General features: G+C 71.7%; 4 protein-coding genes. 1 reads left to right on the top strand and 3 read right to left on the bottom strand.

The window, feature by feature from the left end:
• The 3 genes from IE312_RS31800 to IE312_RS31790 all read right to left on the bottom strand — a co-directional run.
• Window positions 1-1,075: CpaE/TadZ family protein (locus tag IE312_RS31800; RefSeq protein WP_229900675.1), on the bottom strand; the 1,075-nt coding region annotated here is incomplete at its 3' end.
• A gap of 9 nt (window positions 1,076-1,084) precedes the next feature.
• Window positions 1,085-1,789 carry a Flp pilus assembly protein CpaB gene (cpaB, locus tag IE312_RS31795; RefSeq protein WP_189985721.1) on the bottom strand — a complete coding sequence of 235 codons (705 nt, stop codon included), beginning with the start codon at window positions 1,787-1,789 and terminating at the stop codon, window positions 1,085-1,087.
• Between the two features lie 58 nt (window positions 1,790-1,847).
• Window positions 1,848-2,702 carry a hypothetical protein gene (locus IE312_RS31790; protein ID WP_370467645.1) on the bottom strand — a complete coding sequence of 285 codons (855 nt, stop codon included), beginning with the start codon at window positions 2,700-2,702 and terminating at the stop codon, window positions 1,848-1,850.
• 293 nt (window positions 2,703-2,995) lie between these two features.
• Between IE312_RS31790 and IE312_RS42720 the strand changes: the two genes are divergently transcribed.
• Window positions 2,996-3,665 (top strand): carbohydrate binding domain-containing protein (locus tag IE312_RS42720; protein ID WP_229900674.1); only part of this gene is annotated, 670 nt, incomplete at its 3' end.

Below are 3,665 nucleotides of genomic sequence, written 5' to 3'. Positions count from 1 at the left end.
CGCCCTGCAGTTCCTTGAAGTGGGCGGGTACGGCCGTACGCGCCAGCGCGGTGCCGGTGATGCGCTGCACCAGGGCGGGCTGGATCTCCGTGCCGCGCGTGAGCCGGTTGACGACCACCGTGGTCTCCTCGGCCTTGCGGATCTGCAGCCGGTCCCACATCCGTACGGTCCGTTTGGCGCCGCGTACGGCGATGACGTCGGGGGTGGTGACCAGCAGCGCGGTGTCGGCCATCTCCACGACGGCGGCCCCGGCGCTGCTCAGCTGGGCCCCGCAGTCCACCACGACCACCTCGTAGCGGGAGCGCAGCGCGCCGACGATCTGGCGGGCGGCGCGGTCGGTGACCTCCTCGCCGCGTTCGCCCTCGCCGGGCGCGAGCAGCAGGGCGAGGCCGGTGTCGTGGCGGAAGACGGCGTCGGCGAGGACGCGGGGCGAGATGTCGCTGATGGCGGCGAGGTCGGCCACCGACCGGCGGAACTGGATGTCCAGGAAAGAGGCGATGTCGCCGGTCTGCAGGTCGAGGTCGACCAGGGCGGTGGCGCGGCCGGAGGCCTGGGCGGCGAGGGCCAGCTGGACGGCGGTCAGGGTGGTGCCCACGCCCCCCTTGGCACCGCTGACCGTGACGACGGTGCCGCCGGCCCCGGCGGGCATCTCGGCGCCGTGCCCGAGGTGCCGTCGTACCCCCGTGGACCACTGGGCGACGGCCTGGACGCGGCCGGCGAGTTCCTCGTACGACAGCGGGAGCGCGACCAGTCCGCGGGCGCCGGAGTCCATGGCGGCGGCGAACAGGCCGGGACTGGCGTCGGTGGTGACGAGGATGACGCCGACGGCCGGGAAGCGCAGGGCGACCTCGCGGATCAGTTCCAGGGCCGGGACCGGGCCGATGCGTTCGTGGACGACGACGACTTCCGGGAGTTCGTCGACCGATTCGGCGGCGAGCCGGGCGAGGGTGTCGACCAGCTGGGTGGAGTCGGTGACCGGGGGTTGCGGCTCTGCGTCGGGGAGCTGGCTGAGCAGGGTGGTGAGGGAGCGGACGGCGTCCGGGTCCGAGCCTGCCGGGAGGATCCTGGTGGGCATGGCCGCCTCTCACTTGTCCGTCACGAGTTCGTAGGTGCGGTCCTTGTCGGGGACGCTGGTCTCGCTGCCGGGGGCGACGAGCGCGAGCCGGACGCGCTGGGCGAAGGACTCGGCGTAGGTGACGCGCTGGGCGTCGAGGGTGGACAGCGCGAAGGTGATGGGGACGGCGTCGGTGGCCTGCTGGTTCTTGTCGCGGTCGGGTTCCAGGGCGGTGATCTGGCCGACGTCGATGACCCGGGCGTTGGTCACGATGATCTTCGACTGGTCGGGGTCGCCCTCCTTCTTCCCCTCGAAGGTGGCGTAGACGTTGACCCGTGAACCGGGGGTGATCTTGCCGGCCACGCCGGTCGCCGCGTCGATCATGATGGCGACCTCCTGCTGGCCGGGCTGGAGGGCGGGCCGGTCCACGATCATGTCGGTCTGCAGCAGTGAGCCGGGGTGCAGGGTGGTCACGGCGATCTTGCCGCGGATCTGGCTCAGATCGGTGACGGCGTTGCCGGAGAGCCACCGCTCGGGCATCGAGACCTTCTCGAACTGGTCGGTGGCCAGCGCGGTGTACGGCTTCACCTCGGACCTGACCCGGTAGGCGGCGACCTCGGGCCCGACCTTGGAGTTCACGTCGTGGATGACGGAGAGCACGCCGGCGAACGCGCCCAGCGCGCACAGGACCGACAGGATCAGCAGTATCACGCCGCGGCGCTGACGGGAGTTCATGGACCGTGCAACCTCATTGGGGGAATCGGTCGAGCGGGACGGGTCAGGTTCGCGCAGGTCAGGCGGGCGTTCGCGGTTCCGGAGCGCGGGGCGGGCCGGGCGCGGGCGGGGCGGCGGAGCAGAAGACGCAGCGGTCGCCGATGACGTCGGTGCCGCACCAGTGGCAGCTGGTGCGCCGTACGGAGGTGACCAGTTGGTAGAGGACGGAGAGGTCGGCGAGGTAGCCGCAGAACTCGATCAGCCGGCCGGTCCCCCACCACAGCGGGGACTCGGCGGGCAGCGGGGTCTCGCGCAGCCCGTGCACCCCCCACCGGGTGCCCAGCCCGGCGGCCCAGTCGCTCTGCAGCTGCCCCTTGGAGACCAGCATCCAGGTGCTGAACTCGGGTCCCTTCAAGGTGGCTTCGGGGGTCACCTTCACCAGCTGGGGCTCGGGGTGGGCGAGCACGGCGAACTGGGTGCCGGGCACCCAGGACCGGGCGTGCGCCTTCAGCCCGACCGGTACCCGGTCCAGTCGGGCGACGGAGCCGAGGACGGCGCCGGCGTGGATGTAGTGGGTGAGCAGCCGTCCGGCGCAGGCGAGCACGCCCGGGCTCAGGTCGCAGGAGGCGAGCTGGCGCAGCTGCCGGGCCAGGACGGCGATGCCGAGCGGCGGTAGCGCGGGCCGTAACAGGGCGACGCGGTCGCTCTCCAGCAGCGAGCGCAGCGTGTACAGCCGCCGTACGACCGGCTCCGGGGTGGCCTCGGAGCAGACGACGACCACATGGCCGTACTGCTCGGTGTGGGCGTGGAGTTCGGTGAGGGCCTCATCGAGCGGCTTGCGGTCGAGCCCGGTCAGCACGACGGCGGGCATGGTCCGCTCGTCCTGCGCCGGCAGTGCCATGTCGGCACTGGTCACGGCAATGGCAGTTGGCACGCGCAGCTCCCCGCTCTTCTCACCCGTCGGCCCACCGGGGTGACTCCAGTGCGCCGGGACGACTTCATTGCGTGACTACCTGAGCACTGTATCCACGGGTGTATGACCGGAGAACCGCGTTGGTGAAGCCGGTGTGGAACTCCCGGTGCACAAGTGCCGCCAAACCGGGACAGGTTGAGCAACCGGCTCGCCGGTGTTCCGGTCCCGACCCCTTGACAGGCAGATTGGTCTGGACCAACTTTGAGGCTCGCAAGCGAAGGCCACCGCTCTCCTCTCTCCCCACGGAGGCTCCCGTGCACCGCGCCCCAGGCATACCCGGACACCGCAGACGACGGTTCGCGGCATGGTCCGCCGCCACCGCCCTGGCCCTCTCGGTCGCCGGCCTCGCCACGGCCGCCCCCGCGTCGGCGGCCGACGTCAACAACGTCAAGAACGCGGGCTTCGAGTCCGGCCTGGCCAACTGGACCTGTACGGCCGGCAGCGGTACGACCGTCTCCTCCCCGGTGCACGGCGGCACCACCGCCCTCAAGGCCACTCCCGCCGGCCAGGACAACGCCCAGTGCACCCAGGCCGTAGCGGTCAAGCCCAACTCGACGTACACGCTCGGCGCGTGGGTGCAGGGCGGCTACGCGTACCTCGGCGTGACCGGCACGGGCACCACGGACGTCTCCACCTGGACCCCCGACTCGACGTCCTGGAAACAGCTGTCGACCACCTTCATCACCGGCGCCTCGACGACCTCGGTCACCGTCTACACCCACGGCTGGTACGGCCAGGCCGCCTACTACGCCGACGACATCTCGGTCTACGGCCCCGACGGCGGCGGAGGCGGCGACCCGGCCCCCACCGTCCCGGCGGCCCCGACGGGCCTCTCCGTGAGCGGCACGACCTCCTCCTCGGTCTCCCTGTCCTGGTCCCCGGTCTCGGGCGCGACCGGTTACAACGTCTACCGCAACGGCACCA

Source organism: Streptomyces capoamus (assembly GCF_014654935.1).
Taxonomy (GTDB): domain Bacteria; phylum Actinomycetota; class Actinomycetes; order Streptomycetales; family Streptomycetaceae; genus Streptomyces; species Streptomyces capoamus.
Note: the sequence above shows the minus strand (reverse complement) of the source record. Positions and strands in the feature narration are given on the sequence as shown.

Excerpts from the sequence above, each read along its gene's own strand:
- cpaB (WP_189985721.1), bottom strand. The coding sequence starts at position 1,789 with ATGAACTCCCGTCAGCGCCGCGGCGTGATACTGCTGATCCTGTCGGTC.